This window comes from uncultured Dietzia sp., assembly GCF_937873725.1.
GTDB lineage: Bacteria > Actinomycetota > Actinomycetes > Mycobacteriales > Mycobacteriaceae > Dietzia.
This window is the reverse complement of the sequence record NZ_CALMYY010000035.1, coordinates 1-15,415: the sequence shown is the minus strand read 5'-3', so window position 1 is coordinate 15,415 and position 15,415 is coordinate 1. Positions and strand designations below refer to the sequence as shown.

General features: G+C 73.7%; 14 protein-coding genes. 7 read left to right on the top strand and 7 right to left on the bottom strand.

The features are described from left to right. Window positions 1-157: 157 nt before the first annotated feature. A complete protein-coding gene (locus Q0444_RS02910) occupies window positions 158-1,522 on the bottom strand; it encodes a lipase family protein (RefSeq protein WP_291084279.1) in 1,365 nt (454 codons plus the stop codon). A gap of 93 nt (window positions 1,523-1,615) precedes the next feature. On the opposite strand from Q0444_RS02910, the gene Q0444_RS02905 reads away from it, so the two are divergent. Continuing rightward, a complete protein-coding gene (locus Q0444_RS02905) occupies window positions 1,616-2,386 on the top strand; it encodes an ABC transporter permease (RefSeq protein WP_291084282.1) in 771 nt (256 codons plus the stop codon). 36 nt (window positions 2,387-2,422) lie between these two features. Here the strand turns inward: Q0444_RS02905 and Q0444_RS02900 are convergent, their stop codons facing one another. Then, a complete protein-coding gene (locus Q0444_RS02900; protein WP_291084284.1) occupies window positions 2,423-2,605 on the bottom strand; it encodes a hypothetical protein in 183 nt (60 codons plus the stop codon). Between the two features lie 411 nt (window positions 2,606-3,016). Here Q0444_RS02900 and Q0444_RS02895 point away from each other — a divergent pair, with 411 nt between their 5' ends. Further along, window positions 3,017-3,709 (top strand): DUF2202 domain-containing protein, encoded by a 693-nt coding sequence (locus Q0444_RS02895; protein ID WP_299021243.1) that lies wholly within the window; start codon window positions 3,017-3,019, stop codon window positions 3,707-3,709. Here the strand turns inward: Q0444_RS02895 and Q0444_RS02890 are convergent. Continuing rightward, complete coding sequence (locus Q0444_RS02890) at window positions 3,663-4,763, bottom strand: cell wall metabolism sensor histidine kinase WalK (RefSeq protein WP_299021240.1); 1,101 nt, start codon at window positions 4,761-4,763, stop codon at window positions 3,663-3,665. The two genes, Q0444_RS02895 and Q0444_RS02890, sit on opposite strands and share 47 nt — an antisense overlap. Next, a complete protein-coding gene (locus tag Q0444_RS02885; protein WP_291081238.1) occupies window positions 4,760-5,482 on the bottom strand; it encodes a response regulator transcription factor in 723 nt (240 codons plus the stop codon). Before Q0444_RS02885 ends, Q0444_RS02890 begins: the two co-directional genes overlap by 4 nt. Window positions 5,483-5,547: 65 nt before the next feature. Here Q0444_RS02885 and Q0444_RS02880 point away from each other — a divergent pair, with 65 nt between their 5' ends. The 3 genes from Q0444_RS02880 (at window position 5,548) to Q0444_RS02870 (ending at window position 10,123) form a co-directional block, all read left to right on the top strand. Then, complete coding sequence (locus Q0444_RS02880) at window positions 5,548-6,072, top strand: GtrA family protein (RefSeq protein WP_291081239.1); 525 nt, start codon at window positions 5,548-5,550, stop codon at window positions 6,070-6,072. A 5-nt stretch (window positions 6,073-6,077) separates the two neighbouring features. Next, complete coding sequence (locus Q0444_RS02875) at window positions 6,078-8,159, top strand: DUF6541 family protein (RefSeq protein ID WP_291081241.1); 2,082 nt, start codon at window positions 6,078-6,080, stop codon at window positions 8,157-8,159. 92 nt (window positions 8,160-8,251) lie between these two features. Next, window positions 8,252-10,123 (top strand): glycosyltransferase, encoded by a 1,872-nt coding sequence (locus Q0444_RS02870; RefSeq protein ID WP_299021234.1) that lies wholly within the window; start codon window positions 8,252-8,254, stop codon window positions 10,121-10,123. Window positions 10,124-10,155: 32 nt separating this feature from the next. Here Q0444_RS02870 and Q0444_RS02865 read toward each other — a convergent pair whose 3' ends face one another. Then, window positions 10,156-10,773 (bottom strand): TetR/AcrR family transcriptional regulator, encoded by a 618-nt coding sequence (locus Q0444_RS02865; RefSeq protein ID WP_291081245.1) that lies wholly within the window; start codon window positions 10,771-10,773, stop codon window positions 10,156-10,158. A 124-nt stretch (window positions 10,774-10,897) separates the two neighbouring features. Between Q0444_RS02865 and Q0444_RS02860 the strand changes: the two genes are divergently transcribed. Next, window positions 10,898-12,256 carry a cytochrome P450 gene (locus Q0444_RS02860; RefSeq protein WP_299021230.1) on the top strand — a complete coding sequence of 453 codons (1,359 nt, stop codon included), beginning with the start codon at window positions 10,898-10,900 and terminating at the stop codon, window positions 12,254-12,256. 96 nt (window positions 12,257-12,352) lie between these two features. Continuing rightward, window positions 12,353-13,303 (top strand): hypothetical protein, encoded by a 951-nt coding sequence (locus tag Q0444_RS02855; protein WP_299021227.1) that lies wholly within the window; start codon window positions 12,353-12,355, stop codon window positions 13,301-13,303. Window positions 13,304-13,321: 18 nt separating this feature from the next. Here Q0444_RS02855 and Q0444_RS02850 read toward each other — a convergent pair whose 3' ends face one another. Both Q0444_RS02850 and Q0444_RS02845 read right to left on the bottom strand, forming a co-directional pair. Beyond that, the gene (locus Q0444_RS02850; protein ID WP_291081251.1) at window positions 13,322-14,521 is read right to left on the bottom strand and encodes a TerC family protein; all 1,200 of its coding nucleotides are present in this window, start codon (window positions 14,519-14,521) and stop codon (window positions 13,322-13,324) included. A gap of 175 nt (window positions 14,522-14,696) precedes the next feature. Continuing rightward, a complete protein-coding gene (locus Q0444_RS02845) occupies window positions 14,697-15,302 on the bottom strand; it encodes a maleylpyruvate isomerase family mycothiol-dependent enzyme (protein WP_299021220.1) in 606 nt (201 codons plus the stop codon). Window positions 15,303-15,415 lie beyond the last annotated feature (113 nt).

Sequence of the window (15,415 nt, the reverse complement as noted above, 5' to 3'; positions counted from 1 at the left end):
TCCCCCGCGTCACCCGCGCCGCACCCCCGGGGTGCGCTGCCTCTCTGGTCCGTTCGCCCAGCGCGGGTGCCGGATTTCCGCGCACTCGGCCAGCGCAAGTCGAAGTGACACGAGTCGACTGGGTGCACGGCGGTGGGGCGCACGTCGACATTCGCGGTCACGAGCGGCACCCCGAGGTGAACGCCCGCCCGCGGGCCCGGTCGTCGACCCAGTCGAGGGCCGGGCCGACGGCGGTGTACGCGGCGGTGACGTGTTCGCCCGCCACGGGCGTGTACTCGACGTCGGCCCCCGCAGCGCACCACTCGGCGGCCAGTCGGCGGGCCGTCCACGCGGGGATGTGGCGATCGCCGGGCCCCTGCTCGGAGCCGGGGGCCGGCCCGATCGGGACCACCGCGTCGCCGTTCCAGACCTGCACCGGACCGGTGGGGACCTCGCGTGGGTCGGCACCGTGGGCCGGATCGGGGCGGCCGAGCCGATTGCGGGCCATGATCCTCAGGACGGTGGGGTCGGTGCGCGGGTCGACGTGGGTGAGCGCCGACAGCGGTGCCGGGACCAGGCCCCCGGCGGTGTTGGCGGCCGCGCACGAGTCACGGAGGCCGTGGGCCACCACGTCGCCGGTGTCGGAGAGCAGGGGGTACAGCTCGGGGTGCTCACGGGCCAGCCCCAGGACCGCGGCCCGGTAGAGGCCGGCCGCCACGGTCCCGTCCATCGTGTCGAACAGCTCGGCGTAGTCTGCGGGGACCCCGCCGAGCGACGAGCCGACCAGGACCCCGGTCAGTTCGGGGGCGTAGACCGGCTGAAGCTGGGCCGCCCAGCCCGTGGCGATCCCCCCACCCGAGTACCCCACCTGCACGACCCGGGAGTCCGCGAACAGGGGCCCGGCGTGCCCGGGCGGGACGAACCCGCGCGCGGCCCGGATCCCGTCCAGGACGGCCCGACCGTTGGCCCGCCCCGCCGCGTACGCGGCCCGGGGGCCCTCGAAGTCCGTCACCACCAGCCCGTACCCGCGTTCGGCCAGGATCTGCAGGTACGGGGGCATCTCCAGATTGAACTCGTGGAGCAGCGCGTACGACGGCATGCAGGTCAGCCCGAGCGAGTCGATCGTCGCGTTGAACGCGACCAGCGGACGCGGGCCCGGTCCGGACCACGGGGTGGCCGGCTCGATGATCGTGGAGACGATCTGCTGGGGGCGGTCGTGGGAGTCGGTGCTCTGGACGAGGACCTGCCAGCCGCGGCCGAAGTTGCGGACGTTGTGGGTCGGGATGGTCACCGGACGGGAGGCGAGGACGGTCCCGTGCGGCGTGGCGGGATCGACACCGGGCGGCGAGGAGTACCACGGGTCCGGCGACGGGCTGGGCAGGTACCGCGCCGGCGTGCGTTCGTGGGGCGGGACCGGCTGTAGCGCGGCCAGGGGGTGGGCAAGCGCCGGGACGGCGGCGGGGAGGCCGCCGAGCACGCAGGCCGCGGCGAGGGCTGCCGCCGCGATCGCGGTGCCGGGACGGAGGGGGCGTCGCGACCACATGGGTGAACGGTATCGCGACTTCGGGGCCGGCTCGGGAGATCCGATGGCACGGGTTCGCCCTCCCGGGGCCCGCGACTACGTAGGGTTCCCCGCGTGGGATCGACGATGATCGAGATCGGGCCGGCCCTCGCGGTGGCCGTCGTCCTGTTCGTGGTGATCGGCTCTGTGGCCGCGTGGGTGGGCAGGACCGGGCTGGAACGCGAGATCCCGTGGACCTCGATCCGTGCGGCGGTGCAACTGGTCCTCCTGGCGCTCGTGATCGGCTACGTGGCGGACCGACTGTGGCTGGTCGCGCTCTTCGCGGTGGTCATGGTGATCACCGCGTCGTGGGCGGCCGCCGGGCGACTGGCGCAGCGCAGCGACCCGCAGGCGCGGCGGGCCCGGGCCACGGTGCGCGACGCGCTCTGGTGCGCGGTCCCCGTCGCCCTGCCGCCGGTGCTCCTGGTGGCCGGGCTCATGGCGGCGGGCGTGGTGCGGCCCAACGGCCTGTCGATCATCCCCGTGGTGGGGATCTTCCTGGGGAACTCGATGGCGATCGTGGGGTTGGCCGGACGGCGCGCGCACGACGAGCTGGACAGTCGCCGCGGGGAGGTGGAGGCCGCGCTCTCCCTCGGCTTCACGCGGCAGCCCGCGCGGCTCATGGTGTGCCGCGAGGCCGCCGCGACCGCGCTCTCCCCGTCGCTGGACCAGACGCGGACCATCGGACTGGTGACCATCCCCGGCGCGTTCGTGGGAATGGTTCTCGGCGGCGCGGCGCCGTGGGAGGCGGGCGTGATGCAGCTGTTCGTCTCGACCGGGATCCTGGCCTGCGGCGCGATCGCGCTGGTGGTGACCACCGTGCTGGTGGCCGCCGACCGCCTGTGACTGCCGGGGGTCGGCGGCCGGGAGGGACGGGCCGGACTACGCGGAAACGCGGGTGGTGGGTGCGGAGAGGACCACGCGGCCGGTCGGGGTGCAGGACGGCGCGGCCGGGCGGCGGCTGGGCGTACGCAGCGGCGACGACTGCGGGATGGCCCGGCCGGTCGGCGTGTACGAGTAGGCGGTCGGCGCGTTGTTCAGGGCGGAGTTGCGGTACTGGGACATGGGGGTTCCTCCTGGTCGGATAGAGAGGAATCGACGAGGGCCCACCCACGGTGGGGACGACGATCTCGACTCTGATGCGTTGGTGGAGGCGACGGCGACTCACCCGGGGATCGGCGCGAACGTGGTGTTGTGGACGCCGTGTGGAGATGGGGTGGCCGGAACGGATCGCTCCCGCGGAATCGAACGCACTCGGCGGATACGCCGTTGACTGTTCGACCAGAAGCGCGCTGGTGTGCGCGCGATGGAAGAAGAATGCCACGTCACGGGCCGCGGGGCAAGTCGGCCGGGAGGCGATCTTCACGCGATCCACATACAGCGCCCGCCGATGCTTCACACCCGCGCGGTGGAATCGAGGTGTCGGGAAAAGCAGCACACGAGGCCCCATGACGGGGCCGGAACGAGGTGGGAACGATGAGGACTGACTCGAGGAAGACCATCCGGCGCTCGGTGACGGCGGTCGCGGCAGCGGGAGCGTTGGCATTCGCCGGTGCCGGGGGATACGCGCTGGCCGGGACCGACTGGCCCGCCCAGGAGGCCCGCATCGCGACAGTCGCCGACCAGGGGCCGAACGGGGGCCTGCAGGGTCGAGGCAACGGCCACGGTCATCAGGGCCAGGGCCAGGGCCAGGGCCAGGGCCAGCAGGGCCAGGCGCTCGCGGTCCCCGCGCCCGTCGGCACGTTGTCGGCGGAGGAGGCCGAGACGCTGTCGATGATGCGCGAGGAGGAGCGGCTCGCCCACGACCTCTACGTGGCGTTGGGTGAGGCGTGGCCGGACCGCCGCTTCGACAACATCTCCGCCGCCGAGACCAAGCACGGCGACGCGGTGGCCACCCTGCTCGCCAACCACGGCCTGCCCGATCCGACCGCCGGGTCCACCCCGGGCGTGTACGCCTACCCGGAGCTCCAGGCGCTCTACGACGGCTGGCTGGAGCGGGGCCTGACCTCCAAGTCCGAGGCGCTGGCCGTGGGCGCGGAGCTCGAGCGGCGCGACGTCGCCGACCTCGGGGCCGCGATGGCGGCCACCGACCAGCCCGATCTGGACGCCGTCTACGACCACCTCAGGGCAGGGTCGGAGAATCACCTCCGGGCGTTCGAGCGAGGCTGAACACGAAGGTGGATCCGTGGCCCGGGCCCCGGGAGCTGACCGTGAGGTCGCCCCCGTGGGCCCGGGCCAGTTGCCGTCCGATTGTGAGCCCGAGGCCGGAGCCCCCGGCGTGACCGCCGGGGCCGCGGTGGAACCGCTCGAAAACCCGGTCGGCGGACTCCGGTTCCAGGCCCAGGCCGGTGTCGGCGACGGTGATCTCCGCCCCGCCCGGGGTGGCCCGGACCGACACCGTGACCTCGCCACGCTCCGTGGCGGCCAGCGCGTTGACCACGAGGTTCTCCACCACCTGCGCGACGCGGTCGGGGTCCGCGACGACGTTCACCGCTCCGCTCGGCGGGTCCAGCCGCAGCTCGACCCCCGTCCCGCTGAACCGGGGGCGCAGGCGCTCGACGGTGCCGCCGACCAGCTCGTTCAGGTCGGTCTCCGTCGGGGCCAGCTCGAGCCGCCCCTCGCTGGCCCGCGACAGCGTGGACAGGTCCTCGGACAGTCGCCGGAGCCGGGAGCTCTCGGCGCGGACGTGCCCGAGCTCCTCCACACCGAACACGCCGTCGGAGATGCCCTCCACGTACCCGTCGATCACGGTCAGCGGCGTGCGCATCTCGTGGGCGACCTCGGCGATGAGGCGCATCCGGCGCTCCTCGGTCTCGGCGATGGCCCGGGCCAGGGTGCTCACGTCGTCGGCCAGGGCCGCGATCTCGCGCTCGGGGGGCCGGCTGATCCGACGGGTGTAGTCGCCGGCGGCGATCGCCGTGGTGGCGGCGCCGACCTCGGCGAGGGAGCGGAGCAGGCGGCGGCCCACCACCCGGGCCGCGAGGAGGGCGACCGCCACGCCGGCGAGCGCGCCCCACACGGTGGCGGTCGTGACGGCGTCGGCGACGACCGAGCGCAGGCCCGCCCCGGCCCCGGCCCCGCGCCCGCCCGGTCCGCCGGGCCGGAGGGAGTCGTCGAAGAGCATCGGCGCCGTCAGCCGGACCACCACGAGCACCACCACGACACCGGTCACCGCCACCGCGAGGTGCGAGAGGAACAGGCGGGCCCGCAGGGTGCGGATCATCGCGCGCCCCCGTGGCCCGCGGGCCGGAGGACCTTGTAGCCCGCGCCCCGGACCGTGGCGACGAACCGGGGCGCCGCCGGATCGTCCGCCAGGGCCCGCCGCAGCCCCCGGATGTGGACGTCGACCACCCGTTCGTCCCCGAAGTGCCCGTCCTCCCACACCGCGTCGAGCAGTTGCCGCCGGGTGAACACCTGCCCCGGGGCGGCCGCCATGGTGGCCAGCAGGTCGAACTCGATCGGGGTGAGCGGGACCGCCGCCCCGTCGACGGCGACCTCCCGGGCCCCGACGTCCACGGTGAGTCCGTCGAGCGTGAGCGGCGGCGCGCCGACCGGCCCCGCCTCACGCGCGCGGCGCAGGACGGCGCGGACGCGGGCGGTGACCTCGCGGGGGCTGAAGGGCTTGACCACGTAGTCGTCCGCCCCGGCCTCGAGGCCGATCAACCGATCGACCTCCTCGGCGCGGGCGGTCACCAGGATCACGTACACCGGGGAGACCGACCGCAGGTCGCGCAGCAGGTCCAGCCCGTTGCCGTCGGGCAGCCCGATGTCCAGCAGGACCAGGTCGACGGAGCCGACCCGTTCCCGGGCCTGGGCCGCGGTCCCGGCTTCGTCGACCACGAACCCGTCCGCCTCGAGGTATCCGCGCAGGACGCGGCGGATGTGGGGTTCGTCGTCCACCACCAGGACGCGGCGGGGGGCGGCGGGGTCGGCAGTGGTCACCCGCCCAGTGTCCCCCCCGGCGGTGCGTGGCGCGGGCGGGATCGGCGTGGAACTACCCTGGTCGAGTGACCTCACCCAGCGGCTCGGCATCCGACGGACCCGGGGCGGACCTCCCGGAGGATTCCGTCCTCGACTCCCTGCGCGGGGCGGTCGACCCCCTCGAGCCCCGCCACGAGTCCGACCCGGCCCACCCGACGGACCTCAAGACGCAGGTCATCCGGTTCTTCCTCACCGGCGTCCTGTCGGCGATCGTCGACTACGGCCTCCTCCAGCTGCTCAGGCTCGTCGGCCTGGACTACGGCACCGCCAAGGCGCTGTCCTTCGTCGCCGGCACGCTCACCGCCTACTCCGTCAACCGCCGGTGGACGTTCCGGGCCGAGCCGTCGCGCGCACGGTTCATCGCCACGATGGGGCTGTACGCGCTGATGTTCGGCGTGCAGTGGGGCCTGTTCATGGTGCTGACCCCGTGGTTCGTCGGCATGGACTGGACCGAGTTCTGGGCCACCACCGTCGCCTACGTCATCGCCCAGGGCGTCGCGACGGTCACCAACTTCATCGTCCAGCGGACCGTGATCTTCCGGGTCCGCTGAGCTCGATGCCCGCCCTGCTGCTCACGGCCGCGCTCGCGCTGCTCGTCCTGCCGGGCGCGGCGATCTGCCTGGCGGCGGGCGCCCGATGGCGGGAGGCGGTGGCGGCCGGGCCCGCCCTCACCCTGGCGGTGGTGGCGGTGGGCGCCGCGGTCACCTCGGCCGCCGACGTCCGCTGGGGCCCGGTCTCGGCCGGGGTGACGGCGCTCGTCGCGCTCGCCTGCGCGGCCGCCGTCGGCGTCGCGGGACGGGTGGGTGCCCGGGTGGCGCGCCGGCGGGCCGGGGGAGAGGGCCACGACGACGAGCCCGGCGGTCGCCGGCCGGGCCCGGGGGTGGGCGACCTCGTCGTCGTCGTCCTGGCCGCGGTCCCCGCCGTCCAGGTGCTCGTGGCGACCCGCGGGCTCACGGCGATCCCCCAGGGGTGGGACGCGATCTTCCACGGCGGCGCCACGCGGTTCATCGCCGAGACCGGGCGGGCCGGCGTCACCGACCTCGCCCCGGTGGGTCAGCCCGCCAACCCGCACTTCTTCTACCCGGACACCTATCACGCCCTCGCCGCGCTGCTGCTGGGCCTGCCCGGCGGCGCGCTCCCGGCGGTGCTCGATGCGCTCTCCGCGGTGACCGGCGTGGTGTTCGTCCTGGGCGTCGCGGCCCTGACGGGGCGGCTGTGCGGCGGCTCGCGGCTGGCGGCGGTCGGCGCGGCCGTCGTGGCGGCGTCGGCGTGGACGTTCCCGTACCTCGCCCTGGGGCGGGGCCCGGTGCTGCCGTTCGCGCTCGGGGTGGCGATGATCCCCGGGCTGCTGTTGCTGGGTGAGGCGGTGGCGGCCCGGGCGCCCCGGCTGCCCGCCCACGCGCTGCTGCTCGGGGCGGGGCTGGCCGGCGCGTGGTCGGTGCACCCGTCGGTGGCGCTGGCGGCGGCGATCCCGCTGGCGGCGCAGGCGGTCGCCGGGGTGGTGGCCGCCCCGGGGACCGGGCCCCGCCTGGCGGTGACGGGCGGGTTCGCGCTGGCGGCGGTGCCCGCCGGTGCCTACGCCGGCTGGTCGGTGTCCAGGGTCTCGTCCGGGACCACCGATGCGCTCGCGGGGTTCTCCTGGCCGCGCGAGGTGAGCGTGCCGCGGGCGGTGGCCGCGGTGCTCGACCTCGGCCCGACCCCGGCGGCGTCGGTGGGGATCGCCGTGGCCGTGCTGGTGGGGCTCGTCGCCGCGGTGCTCGAGCCGCGACTGCGCCGCCCGCTGGCCGCGCCCGTCGCCGCGCTGGCGGTCTACGGGGTGCTGTACGTGCTGGCCGCGGCGGTGGAGGGCGACTGGGTGCGCACGATCACGGGCTTCTGGTGGGACGATTCCCACCGCTTCGCCTCCCTGCTCGTCCTGCCGTCGGCGGTGCTGGCCGGCGCGGGCGTCCGGGCGGTGGTGCCGCGCGGCTCCCACCGCCGGCCCGCGGCGCGGGCCGGCGTGGCGGTGGTGGCGGTGCTCGGCCTCCTCGCGGCGTCCGGTCACGCGGTCCTGGCGCGGGACCTGCGGGTGTGGGGCTACGGCGACGGGCCGGCGGTCACCGACAGGGAACGGATCGTGCTCGACGCGCTGGCCGAGCGGTACGACGGCGGCCTGGTCCTGGGGGACCCCTTCGACGGATCCGCCTGGGTGTACGCGCTGCACGGGGTGCCGGTGGTGTTCGGCGCCCCGCTGGCCGACGACCCGGTGGCGCAGGTCGGCGCGGACCGGATGGTCCTCTACACCTCGGTCAACAGGTACGGGTTCGACCCGGCCGTGACCCGGGTGGTGCAGGACCTGGACGTGCGCTGGGTGGTCGTCGGCACGGGGTCGGTCGGCGGCCCGGGTCGGCCGGGCGGGTTCATCGGGCTGCGGTTCAACCCCCATCTGCGGCTGGTCGAGGAGACGTCCGACGCCCGGCTCTACGAGGTCCTCCCGGTACCCGCGGACCATCCGCCGCTGTTCCCGCCGCCCGGCATCCCCCCGGTCACCCCGGCGGAGCAGCCGCCGAACACCGACTCACCCGTGGTCGACTCGCCGCCGGTCGACTCGGCCCCCGTCGGGTCGGGGGCTAGCCTGGACGGCGCGAGCGGGCCCTGAGCGGCCCGGTTCCCCGGACGACCTCCGACGCCCGCACCGACCCACCCGGCACCGACCCACCCAGTACCGACCCACCCAGGAGCACCCGCCACATGGACGCCACCACCGCGACCGCCGCAGGCGCCGACGCCGCCTCCGCGCCCACCGATCGCGACCTGCTGCTCCAGCGCACGCTGTTCTCGGGTCCGCGCAAGTGGGTCAACGACGACCTGTACTCGCGGATCCTGCGCGGCGTGGTCCGTCGCACCCGCTCGGAACTGCACCTGGAGGCGGGGTCGGTCGTCGACACCAACACCTACTTCGGCCGCTTCGAGGCCTCGTACTGGCAGCGCTGGACCTCGGTCTCCGAGCTGACGGTGCGTGTCGCGGTGGAGACCTCGGGGCAGCTGGACGTCCTGGTCCGCGCGTCCGACATCGGCTCCCACGTGCGGACCGTCGACGTGGTCCACCACCACGACGACGGGATGGCGGTGCTCCAGGTCCCGGTCGACTCGTTCACCGACGGGGGTGCGATGTGGCTGGAGTTCCACGCCGTGGACGCCCCGGCGACCGTCTCCGAGGTCACCTGGAGCACCACCACGACGAGGCCGGCCCGCCGCGCCGCGGTGGCCATCTGCACGTTTAACAGGGCGGACGACTGCGCGGCCACGATCGACTCGCTGGTGGCCGACGCCCTGGTGGCCGACCTGATCGACGATCTCTACGTCACCGACCAGGGCACCGACCTGGTGGAGACCCGCGAGGCGTACCGGCACGCCGCGGCGGAGTTCGGCGACCGCCTGCACTACCTGCGCCAGCCCAACCTCGGCGGGGCGGGCGGCTTCAGCCGCGGGCTGTTCGAGGCCACGGCGCCGGGCGCCCCCGGCCCGGTGGACGTGCTGCTCATGGACGACGACGTCCGGGTGGAGCCCGAGACCGTGCTCCGCCTGTTCGCCTTTGCCGCCGTGACGCGCGAGCCGATGCTCGTGGGTGCGCAGATGCTCTACCTGTTCAACCCCGACTACCTGCTGGTCTCCGCCGAACGCACGCGGCTCGACCAGCTCAAGGGAGGGCTCGACGCCGACGAGTGGGCGCTGCGCGACGAGTCGGTGGTGGACAACCGGCAGGAGCGGCGAATCGACGCCGAGTACAACGCGTGGTGGTCCTGCCTGGTGCCGGGGGAGGCCGTTGACGCGGTCGGCCTGCCCATGCCGTACTTCTTCCAGTGGGACGACATCGAGTACGGCCTGCGTTGCAGGCAGGCCGGGATGCCCACCTGCACCCTGCAGGGCGCGGCCGTGTGGCACGCCGACTTCTACTGGAAGGACGGCGACGACTTCGGCCAGTTCTTCTCCCAGCGCAACTCCCTGGTCACCGCGTCGATCCGGCAGGGGATCGACCCGCGCGCGATGGCGGTGAACCTCGGCCGGAGCGTCCTGCGCGCGATGGTGGGTATGCAGTACGGGCTGGCCGCCACGCGGATGCGCGGGATCGAGGCGTTCCTCGACGGGCCCGACGGCGCCCACGGGGTGGGCGACGGCGGGCAGGACGCGCTGGCCGCGATCCGCGCCGAGCGGGCCGGGTACCCCGAGACCGCGAAGCTGGGGGTGGAGACCCTGCCCGCCGGGATCCGGGTCGAGCGCAAGGTCGGCATCCCCCGCGAGGACCGCGAGGACCAGGTGCTGGCCAAGCGTCTCCTCGCGCAGAGGCTGGGCCGGCAGCGCCGTGGCGTGGTGGCGATCCCGTACGAGGACGCCGCCTGGTGGCACGTCTCGCTGTTCGACGAGGTGTACGTGACCGACGCCTCCCAGACCGGGGTGCACCACCGCAAGGTGGACCCGCAGCGCGCCGCCGATCTGCAGAGACGGCTGGTGGCGCTCCTGTCGCGGTTCGTCCGCGAGGCTCCGGCGGCGCAGGCCCGGTGGCGCGACGCGCAGGCCCCGCTCACGACCCGGGAGAACTGGGCGCGGCTCTACGGCGGGTAGCGCCTGGCCCGGCCGGGGCGCACCCGGGGGAGTCAGGTGTGCATGCCGGCGGTGAACCAGCGCGTGGCCTCGTCGACGATCTCCTCCACGTCCGCACCGGTCTCGGCCTGCAGCCACGCGGTGATGAGCTCGCCCAGTCCCCCGACGAGCAGCCGCGCGCTGATCTCGTCCCGGGGGGCGGGCAGTGCCTGACTCCCGAACATCACGTGCGCCTGTGACACGACCAGTGCGGCGAAGTCGCGGAACAGCTCGTGGCGGCGCGTCCTCAACGCGGGCACGGAGGCGGACTCGATGATCGCCACCCGGCCCTTGCGGGGGTCGTCGGTGAGGACCGCGGCGAACGCGGCGAGCGCGGCGTGCGCCCTGGCCGCGGTGTCGCCCTCGGTGTCCGAGAGCGCGGTCAGCACGGCGGTGCGGACCTGCTCGGCGATCTCGTCGACCAGCGCGAGGAGCAGCTGGTCCCGGGCGTCGAAGCTCTCGTAGAAATAGCGTTCGGTCAGGCCCGCCTCCGAGCAGATCGCCGTCATCGTGGTCCGCTCGACGCCGCGGGTGCCGGCGATCTCCAGCGCGGCGTCCAGGAGCTGGCGGCGGCGCGCCGCCCGGCGCTCCTCGGCGCTGATTCCGCGGTAACGGCGCGGGGTCGGGGTCATCATCAGATCTTGACAGGACGTCCTGTCTGATTCAAACTCGATCAAACTGACAGGGGTCCCTGTCAGACGGTCGGACGGGTGCCCTCCCAGGCGGACGGACCCGCGCGGAGGTCAGGAGTTGCTCGTGACACGAACACTTGCGGATGCACCGGCGGGCAGCGGGCTGGCGCCGGTTCCGGGGGACGGCGGCCTCCCGCTCCTGGGGCACGGCCTGGACTACCTCCGGGATCCGATGCGCCTGTGGCAGACGCGCTACCAGCGCTACGGCCGGGTCTCGTGGTTCCGGGCGTTCGGCACGAGGATCGTGGCGCTGCTGGGGCCCGAGGCGTCGGACGTGGTGCTCCGGAACCGGGACAAGGCGTTCGCCAACGGCGACGCGTGGCAGTACCTCATCGGACCGTTCTTCGACCGCGGGTTGATGCTCCTGGACTTCGACGAGCACATGTCCCACCGCCGCCTGATGCAGGAGGCGTTCACGAACGATCGCCTCGCGCGGTACGCGGCGGCGCTCGATCCGGCGGTCCGTACCGCGGTCGAACGGTGGCAGCCGGGGGAGTCCGTGGAGGTCTATCCCCGGCTGAAGCAGTTGACCCTGAACCTCGCGGTGGACGTCTTCATGGGGGGCGCCCCGGGTGCCGACCAGGCGCGTCTCGATCAGGTGAACGCCGCGTTCATCGACTGCGTCCAGGCGGCCACCGCGCTGGTGCGGTACCCGATCCCCGGCGGGCGCTGGCACCGCGGCCTGGTGGGTCGGCGACGGGTGGAGGAGTTCCTCCGCGAGTACCTCCCGGCCAGGCGGGCGGGCGACGGCGACGACCTGTTCTCGGTGCTGTGCCGGGTGGAGGTCGACGGCGAGCGGTTCAGTGACGACGACGTGATCAACCACATGATCTTCCTGCTCATGGCCGCGCACGACACCTCCACCATCACCATCTCGACGATGATGCAGTACCTGGGCCAGCACCCGGAGTGGCAGCAACGGTGCCGGGAGGAGTCCCTGGCGATCCCGGGCGACTCGATCAGCTACGAGCAGCTCTCCGGGTTGACCTCGCTCGACCTGGTGATGAAGGAGTCGCTGCGGCTGGTCTCGCCGGTGCCCACCATCGCGCGCACGGCGGTCAAGGACACCGAGGTGCTGGGGCACTTCATCCCGGCAGGGACCATGGTCGCGATCGCCCCGTATTTCACCCACCACCTCGCCGAGTTCTGGCCGGATCCGGAGGCGTTCGACCCCGGCCGGTTCTCCGAGGAGCGCCGGGAGGACAAGGTGCACCGCCTGGCGTGGCAGCCGTTCGGCGGCGGCGTGCACAAGTGCATCGGCATGCACTTCGCCGGCGCGGAGGTCTCGATCGTGCTCCACCATCTCCTCCGCAACTTCGAGTGGCACGTCGACGCGGACTACCGCGCGCCGATGGACATGAAGTCGCTGCCCTACCCCCGGGACGGGCAGCCGGTCCGCCTCACCCGACTGGGCCGACCCTGACCCCTCCATTCCACAGGCCCGGTTCATCCACAGGTCCCCGCCCGGCGGAGCGCTCACGGCCCGGATCCGGCGGGGCGGTGGCGCACAGTGTCCGGCATGGACATCTCGCTTCAGAACCGACCGCCGGGCCCGTTGACCGCCGCCGAGCTCGCCGTGGCCGTGCCCGATCCGCGGGCCCGCAGGACGTACCGCCGGATCTGGCACGGGGTCTACCGTCGCCAGGATCAGGTGGACGACCTCCGCCTGCGCAGCCTCGCGCTGGCCAAGACCTGGCCCGAGGGGGTGCTCCGCGGCCGCAGTGCGGCCCTGCTGTGGGGGGATGACTCGGTCGCCGCCGACGCGCTCCCGGAGATCTGGCTGCCGTCCACGCGACGGTCCCCCCAGGGTCGGGTGTACCGCTACGGCGCGCTGCCCGCGGCGGCGGTCACCGACCTCGGCGGTCTCCGGGTCACCACTCCGCTGCGCACCTGCCGCGATCTGGCCGCCGATCTGGACTTCGAGGACGCCGTGGTGGCGGTGGAGCGCCTGTGCGCGGCGGTGCCGGAACTCGCGGGCCAGTTGGCGAGCGCGGTCGTGCACCCGGCCGGGCGCGGGGGCCGGATGTTCGGTGAGGTCGTCCGGGCGGCGGATCCGCTTTCGCGATCGAGCGACTCGACGCGCGCCCGCCTCGCGCTCGCGGCCGCCGGGTGCGGGGACTTCGGGCACGGGCACACCGTGCGGCTGGCGCACCGGACCCTGGAGCTGCCGCTGGCGGACCCCGTCGCCCGGTGCGTGGTGTCCACCGCCGGCGGGACCGCGCCGGCGTGTGGGGCGATCCCCGAGTGGTACCGCGCTCAGCTGCTGGCGGCGGGCTGGACGGTGATAGTCGTCCGGGGCCCCGCCGCCCCCGTCCCGCGCGGGACTCCGGTCCCGCCGGGTGTGGGCGACGTCGGCCACCGCGCGGCGGCGGTGCTGTGGACGCGGTGGCCCTCCAGCGAGATCCGGGTCCCGCCGCGGGACGCCCCCGCCGCCGACCCGCACGGGATGTGGGCGGGCCGGCGGGGGTGACGCGCGGGAGGGGTCCGGTCAGCTCGTCAGGTCGGTCGCGCGTCCGTAGCGGGCCTGCTCGTCCCAGACCCGGCGGAGTAGCTGCTCGAGCTCCCAGACGTCGCCCTCGGTGCCGAAGTACTTGCGGTCGATGTGCTGGAGCCTGTCCTCGTTGGCGACGATCTTGGCCCAGAGCTTGGCCCGCTCGACCGGGTCGTCGGTGAAATCCTTGTTGAGGTACTCGTGGGAGTGCCGCTTGAGGTTGCCGAGCACGGTGAGGGCCTTGCCGGCCGGGCTCACCAGCGAGGCGACGATGGTCACCACGAGCACGCCCACGATGATCCCGAGCGAGAGGAAGGTGGGCACCTCCACCACGTCGACGTGCTCACCGCCGTTGATGAACGGCAGGTTGTTCTCGTGCAGGGCGTGGAGGATGAGTTTGACACCGATGAACCCGAGGATCGCGGCGAGGCCGTACTTGAGGTAGACCAGCCGGTCGAGCAGCCCGTCGAGGAGGAAGTAGAGCTGGCGCAGGCCGAGCAGCGAGAACGTGGTGGCGGTGAAGACGATGAAGACGTTCTGGGTGAGGCCGAAGATCGCGGGGATCGAGTCCAGCGCGAACATGATGTCGGTGCCGCCGATCGCCACCATGACGATCATCATCGGCGTCATGACCTTCTTGCCGTTCTCCACGGTGAGCAGCTTGTCGTGGTCGTAGTGGTCGGTGGCCGGGATGAACTTCTTGGCCAGCCGGACCACGACGTTGTCCGCGTCGTCGTCCTCGTCGTCCTCCGCCAGGAGTCGGCCCGCGGTGACGATGAGGAAGAGGCCGAACACGTAGAACAGCGCGGCGAACTGGTTGAGCAGGGCGGCGCCGACGAAGATGAACGCGGTCCGCGCGAAGATCGAGAAGATGATGCCGAAGAGCAGCGCCTTCTGCTGGCCCGCCCGGGGGACCTTGAAGCTGGTCAGCAGCAGGAGGAACACGAACAGGTTGTCCACCGAGAGCGCCTTCTCGGTGATGTACCCCGCGAAGTACTCCACGCCCATGTCGGTGCCGCCGAAGAACCACACGGCAAAGCCGAAGACGATCGCGATCCCCACGTAGAGGGCCGACCAGACCGCCGACTCCTTGAGCGTCGGGATGTGCTCCTTGCGGACGTGGAAGAAGTAGTCGAACAGCAGCAGCGCGACGATCAGACCGACTGACAACGACCAGGCGAGCGGGGTGGCACCCAACGCGGGGTTCCTTTCCGGGGACGGCAGAGGGACCGGATCATCCTACTCCGGGTTCGGCCCGGCACCCCCGGCGTCGCCCGCGCGGGCGTGGACAAAGGGCCGACATCTGTCCAGGTGGGCGCTGCGGTCCGCCCAGTCGATCGCACCCCGGATCGGCTGCCCGCCGGGGCGGGGCTCAGCGAGGACCGACCGGCCAGGCCCCCGGATCGCGACCGGTCAACGCCAGCGCCGTGTCACGCGCCGGGACGTCCGGTTGGTCGTAGCCGGGCACCGGCGGGTCGAACAGTCCGGGCGCCGGGTCGTCGGCGAGGTCGGCCCGGACGAACTCCACCACGGCCCGCTCGAGCTCGTCGCCCCACCGCAGGTCGATCCGCTGGGAGGCCGCCAGGTCCCACGCGTGGACGGCCAGGTCGAAGGTCTGCTGCGCCAGGTAGTGCCCGGCGGGCGCCGGCCCGTACGACAGGTGGACCTCGTCGTCGTCGGGGGTTCCACGCCAGGACGCGGCGACGGGCGCCCGGACGGAGTGCCACTGGTCGACCAGCTCCGGACCGGTGGCGTCGCGCAGGCGGCGCAAGCGGTCCTCGAGGTCGTCGGCCACCTCCTCGACGGTGCCGCCGGCCAGCAGGCCCGGCACCCACAGTTGCTCGTCCACCACGTGGGCCAGCACCTCGCGCGCGGTCCAGGCGCTGCACGGGGTGGGCGCGTCCCAGTCGGTGACGGCGGGGAGAACCCGGTCGTAGAGGTCGGCGGCGAGGGACTGCAGGGCGATCCAGTCGGTCATGGATCCATCATGCGCCCCTCGCGCTCCTGCGTCCCGCCCCGGCCCCGCCCCACGCCCGCCCGCCCGCCCACCCCGGGTCCACCCCGGGTCCACCCCGGGTCCACCCCGGGTCC